This is a genomic window from Pedobacter miscanthi, assembly GCF_032678605.1.
Lineage (GTDB): Bacteria > Bacteroidota > Bacteroidia > Sphingobacteriales > Sphingobacteriaceae > Pedobacter > Pedobacter miscanthi_A.
In genome coordinates this window covers 316,749-337,527 of record NZ_JAVTSU010000002.1, presented here as the reverse complement: position 1 = coordinate 337,527, position 20,779 = coordinate 316,749, and the positions used below count along the sequence as shown (strand labels likewise).

Here is a 20,779-nt window from a genome sequence, read left to right as displayed (position 1 = left end):
CGATATTTTAAATGATCCGAAACTTTTATTATTGATCTAACCAAACCCTGCCATCAAGCGACCAGATTTGTTTATTTGCTACTTTTAACCAGTTGAGCATTTGGCTGGGTATATCAGTTGTTTGAGGAACCAACATGGCCAATAACTCGGTAGGTGGCGGGCAAATTAAATCGTTAAAATTTTCCCATGTATACGGCCCCTTAAGATTAAAATCGTGTGCCTGAGAAGAAAGATCTACCATTTTATCGCCATTTCCATCAGTTGCAGGCCAATAGCCCACCAAGAAGTTATAAGAAGGGTGATTTTGATCGATAGAGGTTTCGCAGGCATATTGGCCGATAACGCCATCGGGTACCGGAAGTTTAAAGAACCTGATGTCGGAAACATAGTAATCGGGTTCGCCATGGCCCTGCCCGTTTAAAAAGCCCAGTTTTAGTGCATTTGAATTGGCTAAAGAGCCTGAACCCGTAATTTCGAGTTCGTTGTTAAAATTACCATTGGTATAGGTGCGGATAAACCGCTGATCGCCACGTTTTTCTAATTTTACCGAAAGAGTTTCCCATCTGCCCTTCACTAAATCGGCACCCCTGCATTGGCGGTAATCGCCATCTTTGGTACCTCTCCACTCAAAATACCAGTAACGGTCTTCTAAATAAATTACCCACCCTACACTCGGGTGGCCACTCGACCATTCGTTACGTTTACCTAAAACACTTGGGTAAAAAATCTGTTCTGTATTCTTTTTTACCTTTAATTCAATGGTCATTTTGGTGGTATCGTCTATATTATAGGCGTTTGCATCTTCGCCGGCAATTTCGGCCCGCACTTCTGTACCCTGCATTTTTACGGTTTTACCCAGGTACCTGTTTCCGGTAAAGGGTTTTACCAGAATTCTTTTGGTATATGTTGGGCTATAATATACGATAAAAGCATTATGGGCGGGTTTGCTAAAAATGGTTTGATCATCGGCATTTGGCGGAAGTGTAAATGCACCACCATCGCTTGAAGCTATGATTACCAACCAATCTTCGTTAATGAAGTTACTTCGCTTTTTTAATGCCGCTAAAATATCGCCAACACTGGCATCGAATTTTTCTATCGCGGCTTTATAGGCAGGGAATGAATTATCATAACCAGAAGTAATGCCTGCTTTATCCACATCGGTAAAATGGCCTACCACTACTGATGCGGTATCGGTATTGAGCTGGTTAATTACCGCTGCTTTAACCTGGTCATCGCCAGCTACCAGATCGCTGATATCAGCACCAGTGGTTAATGATTTAAATACGGCAGATGAGGTGTATGCGGCAATTTTGGTTTGTGGCCTGGTTTCTTTTATCCGCTTAAAAATAATCGGGTAATTTTGCAGGTTGTTATTGCTCAGGTTATCATCCATTACCAAATGTTTCTCCTTTTTTACCCCCGTTAACATGTTGGCCCAGTTATTTGGGTTTTGTGTAGCATCGGGTTCGTTTAAGGCTACCCAGCTGTAAATAGCATGTGGCAGTAAGCCGTTAATATTCGGAATATTAGCCGCAGCTACTGATTGGCCTCTTGCGCCATCAACAATAAGGTATAACACCTTACGGCTACCGTACCTTACTTTTGTGGTATCGGTACCATCTTTATCGGTAAGTTTTCTATCGAAATCCTTGTTACAAGAAAATATGGCCGTTGTAATTATTGTGGCCATCAGGCCAATCAATAACTTATATTTTTTCATCATGCTCATCTTAATTTATCTTTGGTTGGGCTTCTTATTCAATGGTTACTCTAATAATGTTGTTTACCGGCAGGTTGTCGAAACGGTAAAAACCACCGATCAGCAGTAAGGCTTTTTTACCATCTGCAGATTTTGTTTCTACTATATCGGTTAAATCTCCTGAGAAAGGACCTGTGGCATTGTAACCCGGAGCCAGTAAACCGGCAGGAGTAAGCACCATAAAGCCATTTCTGGTTACACTATTGTATTTTCTGAAATAACCGCTTACTACAACCAGACCTCCTGAAAGCTGACGGGCAAAAGTAGGGTAACCACCTTCGAAAGATCTGGCAGTGAACGATTCGTCTAAACTTCCATCTTCGTTAATTAAGGCTATACCATTTGCAGGTTTGCCATTATATTTGGTAAAAATTCCGGTAATCAGGTATTTTCTGGTGGTGGCGTTATAGGTTAAAGAATTGATGCCGTTATCTGCCCCACTGCCGGGATTAAAACCCGGATCTACGGTGCCATTAACCGCTAATCTTAAAATACGTACAGCCGGCTGACCATCGAAAGTGATAAAGTTCCCGAAAACCATCAGTTTTTCCATATTTGGGGCATCGGTATGCATGTAGGTATCAATAGGGCCATTGGCACTCACATTACCTTTATTCGTTGCAGTATTAAAACGATAGGTTTTATCCAGAGAACCATCGAGGTTAAACCTCAGAATCTGACGGATATCGGTACTGTCTAAAATAACGGTATCGCGGGTAAAATCGTAGTTATCTTTATCGTAAGTGCGTTTTACATAGTACCTAAAATTACCTGTAGCCAAAATTTTGCCCTGTTGCGGGTAAATGCGCCTGATATAATCGTTTGTTCCTCCATTAAATTTAGGAAACCATTTCTGGGTAACCGTATCGGTCAGGGTAGGCCTCTTTTTGGTTTGTATTTTAACGGTATCGATGGCTCCGTTCGGGTATAAACTGGTAATGTTACTGATGTTTTCAGTACGTTGGTTGTAACCGCTAAAACCACCAGATATAATTAACCTGCCACCAACTTCAATCGCTGTAGAAAGTGCGCCATTTGCACCCCTGCCTGTTCTGAAAGTACGGTCGTAATCGCCGTCCAGCGATGTCCTGGCAATCCTGTTAATCGGTACAATCAGTCCTTTGTTATCGTAATTATTAAAAGTACCGAGTACCAGGGCCCTTCCATCGGCCAATTGGTAAAACTGGTTTACGTAACCATTTGTGCCTGCAATTGCTTTCCAGGTAATGTCGTTTTTGATAATTCCGGTAACGGTAAACGAAGGCCCCAAAATGAGCTGATCGCCAATGGCAATGGAGGTAATACCTGTACTTCCGGCCTCCGGCACTTTTACGGTAATATCGCTTTCGGTTACACTTACCACCTGTGCTTTCTCCCCATTGAACATAAAGGTCAACTGGTCTTTATAAGGCATCAGGCCTGTGGCTTTTACCACAACTGTTGTGCCCACAATACCTTCTGAAGGAACGGGCAATAACGTTTGACTAATTCCGACGCCAAGTGGTTCTTTTCCCACTCCATAAGGCTCTTCGCCTAATTCTTCTTCTTTCTTACAGCCCTGAATTACCAAGGCAAATAAGAAAAATATGCTTAACATGTATATGATTCTTTTCATCATTCAGTTTTTTTACAATTAATTCCCTCTTATTACTTACTGCCTGGTAATAACCCGGTGCTGTACACATCACTAAAAATTTCATAAATACTGAAGCCCAGATAGTTGCTATCGTAACGCAGGGTATGTACAAGCCCGTTGGCAGGCTTCACATCTGATGATGCTATGAGGCTGGGATTCAAATTGTCGTTAGGTTTAGAAATGTCAGGAATATAAGTAAGCACCAATTGCCTGTATCCGATGTATTTTACGCCATTCGCATCATTAAATATCACCCCTATATTGGATACGTCATTATTGTAATCGTAATGCAGCGAACCAGGGTAAATACTTTTCAGGCCTAAATCAATCTGTGGATAATCTTTTAACCTGTTTATACCCTTAAACATATAACGCTGGATATATTTCCGCCATATTGCCGGGTTAACCTGATCGAGTGTTTTAATGGTATCCCTGCCTGCGCTATAAAGCATCTGGTTTAAAGAATTAACCCTTGGCTGCCGGCCAAAATCATTGGTATGGATATCCCCGATGGTTTTTTTAATTACTTCATCATCAAAGGCAAAAAAGGTAAAATCCTCTTTACTAAACTGTTCGTCCATACCGGCCAGTTTTATAATTAAGGCCACACTATCAAATGGAACTTTTTTTGCCTGTAAATACTGGTACATATTACCCGGGTAATCGGGATTTGCTTTGCCACCATCTATATAATACTCATCACGCTTACACGCACTAAATACGAGTAAACAGGCTGCGCATATCATCATTAGCTTTTTCATATCTTTCTTTGATCGCTTAATAAAATTAATTACCACCATTAACCCAGTATTCGTTCAATACCATGTATGGATTGTTATTTAGTGCATTTGAATTTAATGGCCAGGTCCATCCGCCCCGGTTAAACTTATCGGATGTGAGCGGGTTATACGACCACTGGCTGCTTAAAATTCTTTTGGTACGTACCAGATCGAAATAATGATGCCCTTCGCCGATCAGCTCCCTTGAACGCTCATAAAAAATAAAATCTTTAAGGTTTCCGTTTGAAGGCGTATAAGGAGATGCACCGGCACGATTTCTGACCATATTTAACAGTTTTATGGCTTCGGTATCTTCATCTATATTGGCAAGCGCTTCTGCTGCCAAAAGAATTTCGCCTCCATATCTGAAAATCATAAAGGTATTATCAGGGTTGGCATCTTCTTCGCCGGTAGAAAATGAGTTTTGTGCAAACTTCAGCATCATAAACTTTCCGTTATCGGCAAAAATATCTTCATTAAACCAGGTGGTGATGCGTTTATCACCTCCATCCTGAAAAAGTTTCTGCATATACTCCCCTCGGTAATAAGCAAAACTTACGCGGTGGGTATATTCGGGGCGTTTATACGGGTAATGCAAAAACATATCGGCAATTGGCGCAACATTTAAGTTCGCATCACCATAATTGATACTGCGATAAAATTCAAACAAACTTTCTTCCGAACGTCCTTTTACTACCGTTGCCCACTCGTTAATCGGCAACAACCTGAAGGCATTACTTGCAATCATTTCGCGGCCTAAATCGGCAGTTTCCTGATAATACTTTTTGGCGTTGCCCTGATCAAAACCGGCATTCCACATGTTCATTTCCATCATTAAGGCCACAATACTGCCCCTGCCTGCACGCACACCTCTTAAAGAGGGGTCGGTATAGGTCCAGGCGATGGAGTTTTTATAGGTTTTAAGATCAGCTATACATTTGTTCAGTACAGAAACAAAGTTTTCTCTCGGCAGTGCGGCCGAATGAAAAGGATCGGTATAATATACCACGTTACCGTATAAACGAACCATGGTGAAATAGCTAAAAGCACGGATAAATGCAGCTTCAGCTTTGAAGGAGTTTTTTTCTGCTTCGGATATACCGGGGATACCTTCATCAAGTTTGGCAATTAAAATATTGGCTCCCTGTATGGTTTGGTAGTATGCGGTCCAATCGGTAATCCTGTCGAAATTATAATAATCCCATGGTCTTCCCCTCGAAATTAAATACAGGAGGTTATTTTTGCCCAGGTACTCTACAAACTCGCGTGAAGGTGCGTTGTCTGACTGGCTTTCGTATAACACTTCTCCTGAGCGGTATTCGCCGGTTGCACCGATAAAATGTGTTTCGTTATACTTACCGAAAACCATCCTGGATAAATTATAGATATTGGCCACCACATCTTCTTTGGATTTGAAGAAGTTATTTCCCGTTAATTTATCCAAAGGCTGAATATCCAAAAACTTTTTGCAGGCAGGCAAACAGAAAGTTGCTGCCAGAATTAGCGTATAAATAATTACTTTTTTCATCACAATATCAATTAGTTGCCTGTATTAAGTTCTAAGTTTAAACCAATGTTAAAAGTACGCGGAACCGGATATCCGGTTGAAATATCGCGACCTAATGAGGTTACGTTTTCTGGATTTGGTCCGCTGTATTTAGAAAAAGTAACCAGGTTATTTGTTGAGGCGTAAATCCTTAAATTGCTCAATCCATATCTGCTGATCATCTTTTTATTGAACATGTAAGAAAGGGTTACATTGTTAATTTTTAAATAACTTCCGCTTTCCTGCCACAACGTTTGATCGGGCCTTAAAGGCTGTATGCTTCCGTAACGGGCATAATCGTACGGGTATGGATATTTGGCCACATCACCGGGTGCCCTCCAAATGTCGAGGTCGTTTAAAGGAACTACTGATGCGAGTGAAAAAGGGTCACGCATGATGGCAATCCTATCGGCAAGGGCGTTATTCAAAATGGTTCTGTCTGCAGTATAAACGGCATAAATATTCAATCCCCAGTTTTTATACCTGATATTGGTTGATATACCACCTGTTGCCAATGGTTGCGAATTACCGGTAACTTCGTAATCCCTGCCATCTAAGATATAATCGCCGTTTACGTCTTTCAGAATCGGATCGCCTCCTAAGAAAAACTGACCACCACTCTGGTATCTTTTTCCGGTAACCGGATCGACAGGCACATCGGCATCGTTTTTATAAACCCCCTGGTTAATTCTTAAATAATTGGATAATGTATTTCTGCCTACACGGTAAACAATGTGCTGTAAATAGCGGGAATCATCAAACTTAATAAACTGGCCATTGTATTCGGCCGGAAGTTTTAACAATATATCGCGGTTAATGGCACCGTTAAGGGATACTGATATATCTAAATCTTTGCTTACCACCGGCCTGAATGTTATCATTAACTCGGTACCGTAATTGGCAATACCCAGATCGTTACTGGCCAGCTTGTTAAAGCCCGTGGTATTTGACAAATTTCTATCGAAAAGCAGGTTATCAACTTTTTTGAAATAAGTATCGAAGTTTAAGGATATCCGATCGTTAAATAAGCCCAAATCCAAACCGAGGTTGTACTGCGAGGTGGTGGTTGGTTTTAAATTCGGATTTGGAATCAGATCATAATCGATACCAATGGTTGGATTGTTATTGAAATTACCATTCAGGTTATAATAACCGTAAATACTCTGCAGATTTCCGGTTGGAACAATGTTCTGCCCCCAGGTTAACCTTAAACTACCGTACGACAGCCATTTTTTATCAACCAGCCAGTTTTCTTTATTAAAATTCCACCTTAAACCTATTGACGGGTTTTTAGAGTATGGATTTTCTAAACCACTTGATGAAGTTCCATCCAAACGGTAAGAAAATTCAGCAACATACTTTTTATCATAATCGTAAGATAGTGAACCTGCAAACGAAGCAATGGTTGCATTGCGGTAATTGCTCAACACACCACCACCCCTCGAGTTATAATCATCATAACCTATCGGCCCCTGTAACTGATCGTTCGGTAACCTTTCCTGGCGGGTAATTCCTGCCTGGGCACCTTGTTTATAGATTTCGTTAAAGGTATTTATAAAAATATTGTGCTTTTCGCCAAAAGATTTAGCGTAAGTAATACCGTTACGGTTGTACAACTGAAAATTGCGGCCTACATAATCGTAAAGTTTGGCAAACTGAGCGTTTGCCGCAGCTGGTGTAAAAGTTGATTCGGTATCGGAAGTGTAATCATAACTTAAGGTTGATGATACTGCCAAACCCGGAATAAATTCGTACCGTGCTTCTACATTGGTACGTAAGTTTCTGGAATTATTATCATTGGTGGTTTGCAAAGCCGACAAAACACCACCTGATGCCTGGTAAAAAGATGGCGGCGGTAATAAGGTTGAGGCCTGTCCGTTTTCTGCCACACCTGATTGTAGCAAACCAACACCATTACCTTTATTTTGCTTACCTACCGAACCATTAATGAAACCAAAAAACCTGAATTTATCATTTGGCTTAAACTCCATATTCATGTTGAGGTTGTAACGATCATAACCTGTGTTTTTAATTACTCCTTTTTCTGTAAAATAGCCCACGTTGGCTTTATAGTTAAACTTTGGATCACCACCATCTAAAGCCAAATTATGACTCTGGTTATACGTGGTTTGGTAAAACACACTTTGCCAATCGGTAGAGTTGTTCCAATAGGCATTTAAACTATCGGCCAGAAAAGGCGTACGGGAAATGGCCCGTATATCGTTAACATTTTGTGCGTTAAGGATAATCTGTTGTATTTTTAATGAACGTTCGGAGTTTCCGCCCAATGTTTCGCGCAGTTTAGGGGGTGCGTTAACAAAGGCATTGGTTACATACCTGATTCTGGGCACTTTTGAATTTCCCCTTTTTGTGGTGATAATAATTACACCATAAGCTCCCCTTGAGCCGTACATGGATGTAGCCTGTGCATCTTTAAGGATCTGGATATTTTCAACATCTTCCTGCGGGATTAGGGAAAGCGGACTTACACCCGGGCCTTGAGTTTGAAAACCAAACTCGGCAGCCTTATCTGCATCTAAAGGCACCCCATCTATAATATATAAGGGTGATGTTGGCTGTAAAAACGATTCGTTACCACTACCCGAAATGCTTAAGCTAGAAAGGCCACGCACCTGTACCGAACCCCTAAAACCCGGGGCACCGGTATTGTTCTGGATATTTAAGCCCGGTACTTTACCTTGTAAAAGCTGCTCTACGTTGGATACCGGAATATCCTGAACTTCTTTTGCCTGTATTAAAACGGCAGAACCTGTTGTGGTTTCTTTACTTCTTTTTTGGTAAGCTACAATAATTACATCATCTAATTCTTTTTTGTCTTCAGTGATGGTTACGGTAATATTGGTTGCTCCGGTAATTTTTGTTTTTTGGGTGTTAAAACCTAAAAATTTAAATAGTAATGTTCCGCCAACGGGCACATTTACAGTAAACTGGCCTTTACCATTGGTTTGGGTTAAACCTTTATTGGTTTGCTCCAGAACTACGGATACGCCCGGAACACCCTGTTTTGTTTCTTTATCAACAACGGTACCATTCACAATGATGTATTTCTCTTGCGAATAAGCACTCGTGCCACAAATTACACATACAATAAGTAATGCATAAAAAAGTATATTTCTTCTCATTATAATAGCTTTAAATGGTTACCTACTCGCTCGCGAATTTTGGATTCTCATTTCTGAAATGAAAAACGATTTCCCAATCGCCGGCCCTGTAAATGGCAAACTCAACACCAAAACTGGCAAAAGTTCTTCCACCTCCAAATGCCCCTCTCGAATAGCTGAGGTTTATTCTCGCCCTGGTTGCACCTGGTGCATAAGACGTTGGGATTTCTACCAAAGGAATCGGATAAGCAACATCATACTGTACATACTTATCGGTTTTTTGCATGTTAAAACCATGGATCATTTTTTCCCAAACCGTTTCGTTAAATGCAGCAGGATTTATTTCTACAGAATCTTTATTTAAAACTTTAATCCTTAACGAATGTCCATTACCACCGGTAAATGGCCTGATATAGATTACCGCATTATTTACCTTTGCATTTTTATTTTCTTTATTAATGTCTTCGTTGGTTGTAGCTCCAATTACATCGGTTAAAAATGGCCTGATGTAGTTTTTGTAACGTTTATCAAACGGAAAGTTCGGATCTGGTGCAGGCAAACCAGAATACAGGTTCACATCGTCAGAAGGCTCGTAAGGGCGCTCACGCCATGGCCTGATCTGAAAATCCTTAATCAATCGCTCTCCTCCTGTATTTTTCACCTTCAAATCAAAAAAACGGGTATCCTGGGCAAAATTGGTACTGTCAGTTGGCCTTGGTGTAATTAATTGGTTGTTAGTAGAGGCCCAGAAAATAAACTCGCCCGACGAACGCATTTCGAAAAGCTTATGGTTTTCTATTTTTCTTTTGGCTTCTATCTCTGCCAAACTTTTCTCTAAACCGGTATAAGGTGCAATCCAAACATAAGTTGGCGCGGTTTGAAAAATATCTGTCACCGGCCTTCCATCACCAAAACGTGCATTTACAACTTCGAAAGTGAAGGGTGCGGTAGAATTATCAGCATTGAAACCGCCAAAAAGGTTATTTCTTCCTAATGTTGGTTCGAGAATTTTATTGCTATAGTTTATATTATTACTTAAATAATCCTTTTCATCGGGCAAATTGTACAGCTTTTTACATCCGCTTAAAACAACCGGCACAAGCAATATTAAAAGGAAATCCTTTTTTATTACTGATTTTATAAGTTTTTCTAATTTATTTTTTCCGTAATCCATCACCTATTTCGATTTGTTAATTGTCCATTCTGCTAACTGGAATGTACCACCACTCCTTAATTCTGTAATATTAATCCGGTAATACTGGTAGGCAACCGTGTTGGTGCACCTGAAAACTTTCTGTTGATACCGCTCCTCGAAAAAGAAGTTCGAAACCCTGTGTAATTCCGTCCAGTTAAGCCCATCCTGCGAGCCTTCATAGGTCCAGGCTTTCGGGTCTCTTCCCGACTCATCATTTGCCGATATTAAAGTATAAACCGACGAAACTTCTGGTGTTTTAAGCTTAAACTGCATGATTAAAAATCCTTGCAGATCGCATAAAAACTTGGTATGGTCATCACCATCAATTACTTTTTTCGAGTTTTCGCCACTGGTTGGACCGCCCCCATTTTCGCGGTTGGTAGAGAAAGTGCCGCCTACTGTAACCATTAAATTTGGTGGAGGTGGTACAAAGGTTAATCGGGTAACAAAACCATCAAAACCGAAAATATGATCAGGACTGATGACGTGAACAATTCCATTTTTTGTTTTAATGTTATTAGATCCGGTAACACTGGTAGACCAGTTTCTGATAAACTTACTTTTTTTGGTATTGCTGAATTCGATTACTTCCGGACCAGCACCCACCTCGCCAGAAGCAGAACCTTTAACCGATTTTGCGTGCATCGGGTAGCCCACTTTTACACTGGTTAAGTCTAAACCATCCTGAAGTTTTAACGAATCTGTTGGTTTTATCCCCCTAATAATGTAGTACGATACCATTGTATCTAACTGCACGCCATCAATGTTTGATAAGAACAAAGGATCTTTATCCGATTGTTTCCGCAAGGTGTTCAGGTTCCGCAGGGCCAGTTGAAAACTGGGGTTACTTACGGCAAACAAGGTTACACTGCTATCTGTAAGTGTTTTTTTCAAACCCATCCTGTCAATGGCAACAATCAGCGAATCGTAAACACCTGGTTTACTTTTTAAATATTCGTATGTATTTCCGGCAAACGGGGCAGTTCCATCGGGAGCATCATAATAGCCTCCGTTTTTGCTACAGGCCGAATACACCAGGGTTAGCAATAAAAGCATAGCTACAGCCCCTATATATTTTACAAAATTTTTCATCTGCTTATAATTATATTTTAATGGTAATGAAACGATTATGGTTTAACCACATTGATTGCCCGTTTTAAAGGCCATAAGGGTTTCATATATTTATGATTTAGCGCCAGTAAGGATTTTGAACCAGTAAGCTATTCTGCGATAAAAGTTTACGTGAAATCGGCCAATAAATACCGCCCGAATTAATCAGGTTCATAAACTTAGGATCGTTTTGCCTGATCTTATTAAAACGGATCATATCGTACCACCTCTGCCCTTCGCCCATCAGTTCGCGGTGCCTTTCTTCGAAAATCATTTTAAGAATATCATCCTTGCTGAGGTCAAAACTGAGTTCGGTAGAACTTACCCGCCTGCTCATTACCTGTACCAATTCATTTATGGCACCAAACTGATCGCCCAGTACCGATAATGCTTCAGCACGTAAGAGTACCACATCTTCTAAACGGGTAAAAATCAATGCGCTGGTAAAGTACCTGAAGTTTGGATCGTTACCGCCAGCCTGGATCACCTTGATTTTGCTAAAGATTGGGTATTTACCATTTAAATTGGTGAAATACCTGTCGAACTTAGACTGACCCAGGGTATCAACCGAAAATCTATCGTCTTTTGGTAAATTAAAAAACTTTAGGATCGAATCTTTTGGCAAATAAATATCCGGTATGGCTTTGGTTATAATAGGTTCTGCCAGGGTCAGTTCTTCAATATGGCCGGTTGCCGAACCATCAATGTGGCCGTAATCGGAATTAAAGCCAAACATCTGCCTGAAATTCTTATTATAGAAAAAGCCGTTTGAATTGGTAAGATCGGTTGTTGATGTATAACCACCACCACTTCGGCCATAATTATCTTCTACAAATTTGGCATATTTAGCTACATTAGAATAATCGGCGTTCCAGGCTGCAACATGAGCCAAAACTGCATAAACCGTAACCTTGGTTGCCAATGCACCTCCCCAACGGGTCCTATCTTCATTATAATAATTACTTGGCTGTTGTATATCACCTGCACTATAAATGTATGGCAAATCGGCAGCCGCCCTTAACATTTCGCTTTCTACCCAGGCTAATATTTTTGCCTGTCTTTCTCTTGGTTTGTTCTCAAACACACCTTCGTTAGAAGAGATAATGAAAGGAACATCGCCCCAGATGCGCACCATGTAGAAGTATGCAAAAGCCCTTAAAAATCTGGCCTGTGCAATATCAACGGTCATGTTGTTATCCGAGTAACGTTTATCAGTAGCTTTAACATGGGCAACATTTTCCAGAAAAACATTGGCTCCGTTAACAATGGCATAAAACCTGGTCCAATCAGAAAGCGATTCTACCACCGGGTACGATGCATTTAAGTTATTGCTGATAATGGCTTTTAAATCCTGGCGTTTCGGGCTGGTAAATTCACCTGTTCTTACATCGCCGTAAATCCAGTGGCTGTTGTTATCAGAGAGTGCAGCACGTGTTAAGGCGTAAACCCCCATAATACCGGCACGTGCATCCTCTACGGTATTCCACATGTTTTTTTCGCCCACCACGCGGGTAGAATCGGTTTCTAAAGCCTTATTACAGCCCGATAACACCATTACTGAAAGCAGAAATGAGTATAATATATTCCTCATCATTGTTGATGTTTTGTTCGTATTTCTTTCCATATTATAATTCCATTTTAACACCCAACGTATATGTTCTTGGGATCGGTTGACCATAACCTGTATCAATACCATCATAGCCCACCAACTCAGGATCCTGACCAGTGTATTTGGTAATGACGAACACATTGTTTACCGAACCGTATAAAAAGATTTTATTGATCTTGATGTTTTTGCGCTTTAAGAAGCTACCGAAATCGTAACCAACAGAAACCGATCTCAGCTTTAAGAAGGATCCGTTTTCAAGGAATAGATCCTGATCGGTACGGTAAGGAATTACAGTACTCCATGGATTGTATAAAGGATATTTGCTATAATCGCCTCTTTTTTCCCAGAAAGTGATTTCTTTAACCGATGATACATCTGTATTACCTTCGTGGTTTACAAAATCAAAACGGGCGGCCATTTCTTCATTAATAATTTTTCTGCCCAGGTTAAAATACAGGTTGGTATTTAAAGTCCAGTTGCCATATTTAAAGGAGTTATCAAAACCTCCGGCCAAAACCGGTAAAGAATGGCCTTTTAATACTTTATCTTTTTCATCGATAATGTTATCGCCATTTTGGTCTTTCCATTTCGGATCGCCTGCTTTTAACGGCGTACCATTATATTTTAAAGGTTGTCCGTTTACCACAGGCACCTGACTGTTTGAAGTATAAATTCCTTCATTTTCGAGCAACCAGTATTGATCTACAGGCTCACCCACTTTTAAAAAGCGGTCACCGATAATAATCTGGTTTAACCCTCTTGGTAAAGCTTTTAATTTATTGCTGTTGTGGTTAAGGTTTAATGAAGAATTCCACGAGAATTTGCTGCGGGCAATAACCAAAGCACTAATGCTTAAATCTACTCCGGTATTGTTCATATTCAATCCACTTTCGATAGATTGTTTATAACCATATTCGGCATATGAAGGGATCCCCAGTAATTGGTTTTTCTCTGCTTTGCTATAAAAATCAACCGATATATGTAAGCGGTTTTTAAGCATGGCCACATCCGCACCGATATTTAACTGATCGGAATAAGACCATGGCACATTATAACCTACCCAACCGAAAGAATATGGCCTGGTTAATACACCAATGGCATTGTAACCCGGAACGGTTAAATTTCCGGTATAACCAACGGATGCGGTATATTGTGGTCCTTGTGCATAATTGTCGAAAGTAAAAGCCCGGCCCATTCTACCTGCACTGGCACGTAATACCAGATCGTCGATAAATTTTTCATCTTTTAACAATTCGTTTTTAATATTCCATGCAGCTGAAAGTGTTGGTGAATAAAACCAGCGCTTAGTGGGTTGTGCATTCGATGAACCATCAAGCCTTAAAATTCCTGATAAAAAATATTTATCGCTGTACGAATAATTTACCTTACCATATACCGATAAAAGGTTATCAGCAGTTTTATCCAGGAAACGATAGGTTAACTCTCTTGGGAAGGCCGTTGGCACCAGGTAGTTTGGATTGTCTTCCCCATTATCTAGTTTGGGTTTCGAATCCAGTAAATTGATTTTAATATAATCATTGGCACCTTTATAAGCATAAGCATTGCTATACTTATAAATATCCCACATCATCGATTGGCCAAGTTCGAAATGGAAATCGTGAACATCTTTTAGCTTTAAATCGTAACTGGCTTTATTATCCAGCATTAAACGCTGGTTAAAACCATAATAATTAGAGGCATAACTATTGCCCTGCAATAAGGTTTTGGCATAAAAAATATCGCGGTAGCCCTCATTATAATCAACATTAAATGAAGAGCTTAATTTAATTTTACCCAAAGTGGCCACCAACCTGGCAAATCCCTGTATGCTATTGGTTTTATTATCATCAAAACCTTTGCTGTATGAATTTAAATAACTGGCATAATAATCTTTATTTGGCGCCAGCGGAGCACTCAAATCAGGGAAGTAATTAATCTGTGCAAATCTGTCTCTTAAGGTTTTGTTTCGATCACGATTTAAACGGTTACCGTTAATCATGGCAGAGAACAACAACCATTTTACAGGCTTCATATTAATGTTAAACATGGCGCTGTAACGGTCTAAACCAGTTTCATCGGCAACACCCTGACTTTTTGTGTTCCCTAAAGAGAACCTGAAACTCGCCCGGTCTGAGCCGCCTGTTAAACCCAGGTTAATACCATAAATAAGCGCATTCTTGTAATATAAATCTGTCCAGTTGGATTTACCGCTATATACATTATTAAGCGAATCGCTTAAATATACCGGATAGGCCTCATCATCCGAGTACCTGCCGTTTGTGGTATAGATATCGTAAAAACGCTGTCTGAATTCGTTCTCATATTTACCATTAATGGTATTTACGGTAGGTTTTTGTACCATACCGATATAAGAATTAAAACTGATGCCTCTTGAAACACCATCAGGTGCTTTTGTTTTGATTAAAATCACCCCGTTAACCCCTCTCGGACCATAAACCGCTGTGGAAGCTAAATCGCTGAGTACCTCTACAGATGCAATGTTATTGATATCAATGGTGGTTAATAAATTGGTGGCTGGCCCTATCCTGTTAAAATCATATTGCTGAATATCAAAGGCAAAGGGATGCTCTCCTATTAAAGGAACACCATCCAGCACCACCAGTGGCTGAGAGGCATAAACATCTTTTTTAGAAAGCAAAGGCATTGGTGCCCCCCTTAAAAACATATTCTGTATGGTACCAGGTTCGCCTGATGGCTCCTGAACATACAAACCAGCAAAATTACCTTTCAGGTTTTGCTGTAAGGAGATGGCCGGAAAAAGAGATAATTCTTTGGTATCTTTCTGAACACCACCAGACAGCCTGTTGTAGATTGTTTTTTGCCTGATCTGGTTTAAACTATCTTTCCGTAATGAATCTTTTAGTGGTACGAACTTAATTTTAGTCGTATCCTGAAAGAGCAAGTAATTAATTGTTAGGCCTTTATGAAGTTTTCTGCCCGCTGCAAAAGTCGGTAAAACGTTTAATGTAAACGCTGCAAAAAAGACAAGGCATGCCCATAAGTATCGCATAGTTAATGGATCTTTAATTGGTAAAAAAAATGATTTCTAAAAGTTATTTTTTCGGAAACGGCAAGAAATGTCCTTGATTAGGGATATAGGTACTTTTGGAGTAATAGTTAGGGATTCTCATAAAATTTAGCATTTGGTTAAATCAAATATATATATACTAAATCGTTTTAACAACAAATTGTCATTTTTATGAAATTTTTATTAAAACAGATAATAATATTCGATTATTTATAATAATTGTCAATCAGACATATAAAAAAATCAAATATTATTAAAAAAATTTAAAATTTTAACATGCTATAAAACAGCGTATAGCAATGTTTTTGCACTCCGAATACAATAAATCAGGGCATTTTATGTTGTGAAAAATAAATCTAGTTAAACGTTTTACCTAAATCATTAGACGCAGGTTTTAAACACGTAATTTTAAAAGACAGAAAACAATCTTCGTAAATTGCAGTTAACATGTAATTAATATTACAGATATACTTTTAGCACATATCCCCTAATTTTAAAACACTAATTATTAACTATTTAATTATCACTATCTTTCTGTAGCAATACGGTAGGTTGGATCTTCGATAATATTTACCTGGATAATTTCATCTGCATTTTTAAGCAGGTGCCTGCAATCATGGCTAAGGTGTTTTAACATGAGCTTTTTATTAACCGACCGGTATCTTTCGGTGAGTTTGTTCAGCGCATCAATACCCGACATATCGAAAACCCTGCTGTGTTTAAAATCAACAGTAACCATGGAAGGATCTCCGGCTACATCAAACAGTTCGTTAAAATTGGCTACCGACCCGAAAAACAAAGGACCAAATATTTCATAATGTTTTATGCCGTCTGTATCAATATGTTCGCTGGCCCTTATTCGTTTCGAGCTCTGCCATGCAAAAACCAATGCCGAAATAATAACACCAATTAATACCGCAAGGGCAAGGTTATGCAGCCAAACCGTAATTACAGCTACCGAAATACCTATCATAATATCCTGCTTCGGCATTTTGTTAATGACCTTAAAACTCATCCATTCGAAGGTACCAATGGCAACCATCATCATCACGCCAACCAATGCAGCCATAGGCACACGATCGATTACAGGAGCACCAACCAAAATAATAACCAATATGGTTAATGCCGCAATTATTCCGGATAGCCTGGCCCTTGCACCTGCAGAAAGGTTAACCAGCGTTTGCGCAATCATTGGGCAACCGCCCATACCGGTAAAAAAACCGTTTAATAAATTGGCAATTCCTTGTGCAATACTCTCCCGGTTGCGGTTCCCCCTGGTTTCAGTAATTTCATCAACCAGGTTTAAAGTCAATAGTCCTTCCGTTAAACCTACACCTGCCATAATAAGAGAGTAAGGCAAAATGATTTTGAGCATATCGAGATTAAAGGGCACTTTCGGAATATGAAAGGGAGGAAATCCACCACTTACTGAAGCAATGTTGCGCACGAGTTTGGTATCAATTCCAAAACACAATACCACCAGAAAAACCACAATAATGGCCACCAATGAAGCGGGAATGGCCTTGGTTATTTTAGGGAGAATAATTACTATTGCCACTGTGAGCAGCACCAGCGCCAGCATAATATATAAAGGTGTACCGCTCAACCATTCTACCCTGCCATTAATGAGGGTTTTGAACTGTTCTAACTGCGACATAAAAATAATAACCGCCAAACCATTAACAAAACCAAACATAACCGGCTGCGGAACAAGCCTCACAAATTTACCCAGTTTAAACAGGCCAACCAATATCTGGATTAAACCAGCCAATGCCACCGCAGCGAAAACATATTCTAAGCCCTGTGTTTTCATTAAGGCAATAAGCACAATTACCGTTGCACCTGCCCCTCCGGATACAAGACCCGGCCGGCCGCCTAAAACAGCGGTAACCAAACCCATAATAAAAGCTGCGTATAAACCTGTTAGCGGTGGGAAACCAGCCAGAATAGCAAATGATAACGATTCAGGAATCATCGTCATCGCAACCGTTAGGCCCGCAAGAATTTCTGTTCTATAATTTATTTTCTTCGAAAAATCGAAAAGCTGCAGGTAGGGTTTCATGTACAATAGAATGTTAACGTGCAAATATCCGATTTTATAATAATATATAGGTGGAATAGTTGGGAGTCCGCAGTCTTGAGTCCAGAGTCTTAAGTCCAGAGTCTTGAGTCCAGAGTCAAAACAAACCTCCATCGTGCCTTCGTGGTTAAAATAGTCCGGGGTCGGGAGTCGGGAGTCCGAAGCCCACAGTCTTAAGTCCTGAATTTATAGTCTTCAGTCTAACCCCCAAAAAGCAAATTTCTTTGTGCCTTCGTGTCTTTGTGGTTAAAATAGTCTGGGGTCGGAGGTCGGGAGTCCGAAGCCCACAGTCCTGAGTCTATAGTCTTCAGTCTATCCCCCTAAAAGCAAAATCCCTTTGTGCCTTCGTGTCTTTGTGGTTAATAGGTTAAGAAATAGTTAAAAAGTCTGCGCTTTACCCACTTGTACCACCCAACAATAGCCCTTACCTTTACCAATACAACCATGCAGCACGAATTAAGAACACATATAGAAAAAATAGTTCCATTAACAGATGATGAATTTGCATTCGTAGAGGAACATTTTATCACTAAAAAATTCAAAAAGCATCAATTCCTTATCCAGGAGGGAGAAAGTGTAAAGTATTCATATTTTGTGGTTTCGGGACTTTTAAAGTTAGTACATATTGAAGACTCGGGAAAACAGCACATTGTTTCTTTTGCTATGGAAGATTGGTGGGAAAGCGATTACCTGGCTTATTTTACGCAAAGTAAAGCAACCATGAGTTTAGAATGCCTGGAAGATACCGAAGTGTGTTGCTTTACATTAGATGATTACCAGAAGTTATGTAAAGGTCTTCAAAAAATGGAGCACTTTTTTCTGCAAAAAGCCAATTTTGGCCATATCGGATCGCAGCGCCGAATTTTATCTTTACTCACCTCTAATGCACAACAACGCTACGAACAATTGCTTAAACAATATCCTGCTTTATTCCAAAGGGTGCCAAAATCGCTACTGGCCTCCTATCTGGGGGTTTCGCGGGAAACTTTAAGCAGGTTTTCGGTTTAAAATAACCACACCGTAACGCCTACCTAAACAAGTTCAATATGACGAAACGCTTAGGAAACGTATCCAATTAATTCAACAATTGCTTTTTAAACACATTCGGGCTAATCCCCACCTCTTTTTTAAACAAACGCGAAAAATAAGAGAGATTCTCGAATCCTAAAGCATAAGCAATCTCCGAAACCGATCTATCCTCTCCTATCAGCCGGTTTTTGGCTTCGGATATTAAGTAAATATGAATATGCTCGAGTGCCGTTTTTCCACTTTCCTGTTTTAACACATCAGATAAATAACCGGCAGAAATATTTAAACGTTCGGCCATATATTGTACAGAAGGCAAACCTTTAGCAGTTAACAATCCGTTGTTGATATACCTGTTAATTTCTTCGTTAAATCTGGTTACGGTTTTGCCCGAAACTTCTGTGCGGTTAAGGAACTGCCTTTTGTAAAACCGCTGACTGTATTTCAACATGGTATCTACATTGGCTAAAATTAGTTCGCGGCTATATTCGTCCTGGTTATTGCGGTATTCGGTTTCAATTTTGTGAAAAAGCTCCCACACTGTTGTTTCTTCGCTTGGCGAGAGGTGCAATGCTTCGTTGGTTTCGTAATCGAAGTAATGGTATTTTTTAATGGCATCGTGTAAATTATGCCCGTTCAGAAAGTCTTCATGGATAAAAATTAAAAAACCATCCTCTTCAAATTCAAGGTTTTTCATTTCTATTACCTGGTTTGGCCTAAAAAACATCATCGAGCCACTCTCATGATCGTATTTTGTACGCCCATAAAGGATCTGCCCGGCAATAATCTTTTTAAAGCCTATCATATAGAAGTCGCTGGTAAATTCACGATCCCCCATGGAGCACATCCGGTCACAATGGTAAACGCTAAACAAAGGGTTTTCTGGTGCTGGAAGCGCATTTTCCCGATGCAATTCAACTAAACTTTTATAATGTTTCATAACTTTAACATAATAGTAAAAACAAGCTACACAATTACCTGCATAGCTTGTAGTTTAACACTTTAATATGATGGATTAATGACCGTGCGCATCAGCAGATATGGTTGCCCATTCTTCAAATTCGGCCAATCGTTCATCATAAACTTTTTTCACCCCTGGATAGGCAACTTTACCCAACAGAAAATGTAAAGGTGGGTTTTCACTGTCAATTAAAGCCAATACCGCTGGTACTGTGGCTTCTGGTTTACCCCAGCTATCTGGTGTGGCAGATTCAAAAAAGGCCTGTTTAATGGGTGCATAAACTTCTAAAGGTTCTGTCTGGAAAGCCGAAGCGCCCGACCAATCGGTAGAAAAACCATTAGGTTCTATTAAACTCACCTTAATGCCAAAGCCTTTTACTTCGGTGGCAAGCGTTTCGCTTAAGCCATTTACTGCATATTTAGAAGCATTGTACAAACCTAAAACAGGTAATGTTACCAAACCTAAAAAGCTCGATACCTGAATAATGTGACCGGATTTTTGCTCACGCATTACCGGAACTACGGCCTGTGTTACCCAAAGCAATCCGAAAAAGTTAGTTTCCATTTGTGCACGGGCCTGTTGTTCGGTGGTTTCTTCTATCGCACCAAATAAGCCAAAACCAGCATTATTGATTAGTACATCGATACGGCCAAAGTGTTGCTTAACTTTATTAACGGTTGCAAAAACAGCATCCCTGTTATTCACATCCAATTGGAGTGGAAGTACGGCATCACCATAAGTTTCAACCAGTTCTTTTAAATCATTTGTATTTCTAGCGGTTGCAGCAACTTTATCGCCACGTTCTAAAAGAGCTTTAGCCCAGATTTTACCAAAGCCACGTGAGGCACCGGTAATTAAAATTATTTTCGACATTTTTTCTTTGTTTAAATACTGATAACAAAGG

At 39.9% G+C, this 20,779-nt stretch carries 13 protein-coding genes; 1 reads left to right on the top strand and 12 read right to left on the bottom strand.

Features of this window, described 5'->3' with window-relative positions; all coding sequences use genetic code 11:
• Positions 1-28: 28 nt before the first annotated feature.
• From R2R28_RS04270 to R2R28_RS04225, 10 genes are all read right to left on the bottom strand, one after another.
• The gene (locus R2R28_RS04270; protein ID WP_316824468.1) at positions 29-1,726 is read right to left on the bottom strand and encodes a DUF4983 domain-containing protein; all 1,698 of its coding nucleotides are present in this window, start codon (positions 1,724-1,726) and stop codon (positions 29-31) included.
• 31 nt (positions 1,727-1,757) lie between these two features.
• Positions 1,758-3,380, bottom strand: coding sequence for a DUF5008 domain-containing protein (locus R2R28_RS04265; RefSeq protein WP_316824467.1), 1,623 nt, complete (start codon positions 3,378-3,380; stop codon positions 1,758-1,760).
• 29 nt (positions 3,381-3,409) lie between these two features.
• On the bottom strand, positions 3,410-4,159 hold the full coding sequence (locus R2R28_RS04260; protein ID WP_316824466.1) for a hypothetical protein: 750 nt from the start codon (positions 4,157-4,159) through the stop codon (positions 3,410-3,412).
• A gap of 25 nt (positions 4,160-4,184) precedes the next feature.
• On the bottom strand, positions 4,185-5,705 hold the full coding sequence (locus R2R28_RS04255; RefSeq protein ID WP_316824465.1) for a RagB/SusD family nutrient uptake outer membrane protein: 1,521 nt from the start codon (positions 5,703-5,705) through the stop codon (positions 4,185-4,187).
• Positions 5,706-5,716: 11 nt separating this feature from the next.
• Positions 5,717-8,866 (bottom strand): SusC/RagA family TonB-linked outer membrane protein, encoded by a 3,150-nt coding sequence (locus R2R28_RS04250; RefSeq protein ID WP_316824464.1) that lies wholly within the window; start codon positions 8,864-8,866, stop codon positions 5,717-5,719.
• Between the two features lie 22 nt (positions 8,867-8,888).
• Positions 8,889-10,019, bottom strand: a complete 1,131-nt coding sequence (locus R2R28_RS04245; protein WP_316824463.1) for a DUF5007 domain-containing protein — start codon at positions 10,017-10,019, stop codon at positions 8,889-8,891.
• A 3-nt stretch (positions 10,020-10,022) separates the two neighbouring features.
• Positions 10,023-11,132 (bottom strand): fasciclin domain-containing protein, encoded by a 1,110-nt coding sequence (locus tag R2R28_RS04240; protein WP_316824462.1) that lies wholly within the window; start codon positions 11,130-11,132, stop codon positions 10,023-10,025.
• 97 nt (positions 11,133-11,229) lie between these two features.
• Positions 11,230-12,774: a RagB/SusD family nutrient uptake outer membrane protein gene (locus R2R28_RS04235; protein WP_316824461.1), complete on the bottom strand. Its 1,545-nt coding sequence runs from the start codon at positions 12,772-12,774 to the stop codon at positions 11,230-11,232.
• A gap of 1 nt (position 12,775) precedes the next feature.
• Positions 12,776-15,682: a SusC/RagA family TonB-linked outer membrane protein gene (locus R2R28_RS04230; RefSeq protein ID WP_316824460.1), complete on the bottom strand. Its 2,907-nt coding sequence runs from the start codon at positions 15,680-15,682 to the stop codon at positions 12,776-12,778.
• A 652-nt stretch (positions 15,683-16,334) separates the two neighbouring features.
• On the bottom strand, positions 16,335-17,870 hold the full coding sequence (locus R2R28_RS04225) for a SulP family inorganic anion transporter (RefSeq protein WP_316824459.1): 1,536 nt from the start codon (positions 17,868-17,870) through the stop codon (positions 16,335-16,337).
• 462 nt (positions 17,871-18,332) lie between these two features.
• Here R2R28_RS04225 and R2R28_RS04220 point away from each other — a divergent pair, with 462 nt between their 5' ends.
• A complete protein-coding gene (locus R2R28_RS04220) occupies positions 18,333-18,896 on the top strand; it encodes a Crp/Fnr family transcriptional regulator (RefSeq protein ID WP_316824458.1) in 564 nt (187 codons plus the stop codon).
• Positions 18,897-18,963: 67 nt separating this feature from the next.
• On the opposite strand, the gene R2R28_RS04215 is transcribed toward R2R28_RS04220, so the two are convergent.
• Positions 18,964-19,854 carry a helix-turn-helix domain-containing protein gene (locus R2R28_RS04215; protein WP_316824457.1) on the bottom strand — a complete coding sequence of 297 codons (891 nt, stop codon included), beginning with the start codon at positions 19,852-19,854 and terminating at the stop codon, positions 18,964-18,966.
• Positions 19,855-19,929: 75 nt separating this feature from the next.
• Entirely contained in the window at positions 19,930-20,748 is an 819-nt protein-coding gene (locus R2R28_RS04210; RefSeq protein WP_316824456.1) for an SDR family NAD(P)-dependent oxidoreductase, read from the bottom strand.
• Positions 20,749-20,779 lie beyond the last annotated feature (31 nt).